Raw genomic sequence first — 2,025 nt, 5'->3', positions numbered from 1 at the left:
CTCTACAAGCTCGAGTTCGTCTTCGGCAAGAAGTCAGGGACGGGACGGAAGCGCACGTCGCGGAAACAGGGCGCGGTGGCGGACGACATGGCGGGGATGCCGAAAGGGGCACAAGCATTGCTGGACAAGATGGGCTTGAAATTAGAGGGGGGATACGCCGTGTTCACCTCTGCCGAAAAAGAGAATGCGTTCCTCGACCAACAACGACGAAACGAAGCATGGCGCGAAAAGCAGAAGAAAAGAGGGAGATGAGAGACGTGAGGTCGACGTGAGGTGCCGAGAACCGACAGGCAGATGACAGCGCAAGGCAGGCCAGACGAAAACATACGAAAAGAGGGAACGGACGATGACCAAACACAAGAAGCGATACACGAAACGATGGACATGGGGGCTCGCCACGACGGCGATCCTCTGCCTGACGACCTGGTGGATGCCGGGCGAGGCCGACGCGAAGACCGGGGACGACATCCGCATCACGGACCATGGCGCCCGCCCGAACGACGGACGGGACGACTCCAACGCCCTGCGACGCGCCCTCGACGAGGCGTCGAAGACCGGGTCGACCGTGCTCATCCCGGACGGGACGTTCGAGATACGACATGACGTCATCATACCAGCCGGGGTATCGGTGAGAGGGGAGGGGATGGCGATCCTCGACGGGCGGAAGCACGCCGGGATGCCGATGCTGAAGACCGGCACGTCCAAGACGCGCAACCTCACACAGGTGAGCGGGCTCGTCCTGCGCCACGTCGGCATGGAGATGCGCGGGAAGGCGACGGACCGGATGGCGTTCCGGGACAACGTCCTGTTGGACGGGGAACCCGGGACGGACTACCTGCTCGTGACGCATGGCAGCCACACCGTCGAGCGGAACATCCTCCTCCGGGAGAAGGGGCAGGCGGGACGTGGCATCGTGACGTACAAGACGCATGACAGCGCGATCCGGCACAACCATATCGGCGACCTGTCCCGCCGGGCGCTCCTCGAGTCGAAGGTGCCGGGCATGCGGACGGTCTACGGGAAGGTGGACGAACTGAGACGCCGGAAGGTGCTCACGACGACCCGGACGGGCGACTTCGTCACCGGGATCAACGTCCTCAACGGCGACGAGCGCCTGACGATCAGCCGGAACCTCGTCCACGGGGAGCGCACGGTGTACGCGCGGACCGATGACGGACAGGCCCTGCGACGCGACCATGTGCTCTACGCGAAAGGATATGACGGCATGCGCATCGAGGGCAACCTGTTCCAGGGCTGGGCGAACGACCCGACGGGTGGCGTCAAGGTGCGCAACGGGAACGGCGCGTCGATCGTGTCGAACGTGTTCGACGACGTGGGATTGTTGTTGTATGTATATGGCGACTACCCGGACAAGAAGGACTGGCGCCTGACGAACACGCTCGTCCTCGACAACCTGTACATCGGGCGCACGAACGCCGGCAAGTGGGGCACGGGCTTCAGCTACACGCAAGACTTCCACAACGCCGGGGAGGAGCGGACGACCGTCCGGGACAACCTGTTCGCGCACAACGTGTTCCGCGTCCGTCCCGAGGACCGCGTGCTCATCGACGAGCGTCGGCTCGGGATGAAAACAAAAGAGGCGTTCGCCCTATACGCGAATCGCCTCGAAAATGGGAAACCGATACCAGGGGGGATGTTGAACGTCACAGACCGACAGCATCGCCTGATCCGACAAGCAATCGACCCGTTGGCGCGGCCGTTACCGCGGCTCGCCGACTGACGCGCTTCCCAACCCAATCATAGCACAGGAACGGGCGACCGCGTCATCCTATCGAGGACACGTCCCGACAACCATGTGGAGGGGAAAGGGGGAGATCGGATGAACCGAAAAGAGAAAGACGGCTGGTGGCTGGAGGAACTGTGGAGAATGGGGCGAACATCCACGTACAGAGAACCGGCCCGACGGCGGGACATGGAACAGTTCAGCCTCGACGGGCAGTTCCTCGAGGTGCTCCGGGAACAGGCGCGATCCAGCGTTGTGCCGGAGACAGAAGAAAGCCAGGA

At 63.0% G+C, this 2,025-nt stretch carries 3 protein-coding genes; all 3 read left to right on the top strand.

What is annotated here, in order from left to right; genetic code table 11:
- Nucleotides 1-252, top strand: a 252-nt coding sequence (locus GVY43_RS15575) for a hypothetical protein (RefSeq protein ID WP_159563773.1), incomplete at its 5' end; no start/stop codon positions are given.
- A gap of 94 nt (nucleotides 253-346) precedes the next feature.
- On the top strand, nucleotides 347-1,741 hold the full coding sequence (locus tag GVY43_RS15570; RefSeq protein ID WP_159563772.1) for a glycosyl hydrolase family 28-related protein: 1,395 nt from the start codon (nucleotides 347-349) through the stop codon (nucleotides 1,739-1,741).
- Between the two features lie 99 nt (nucleotides 1,742-1,840).
- Nucleotides 1,841-2,025: hypothetical protein (locus tag GVY43_RS15565; protein WP_159563771.1), on the top strand; the 185-nt coding region annotated here is incomplete at its 3' end.

Origin of the sequence: Exiguobacterium sp. 8H (genome assembly GCF_902506255.1) — a bacterium.
GTDB classification, from domain to species: Bacteria; Bacillota; Bacilli; order Exiguobacteriales; family Exiguobacteriaceae; genus Exiguobacterium; species Exiguobacterium profundum.
Note: the sequence above shows the minus strand (reverse complement) of the source record. Positions and strands in the feature narration are given on the sequence as shown.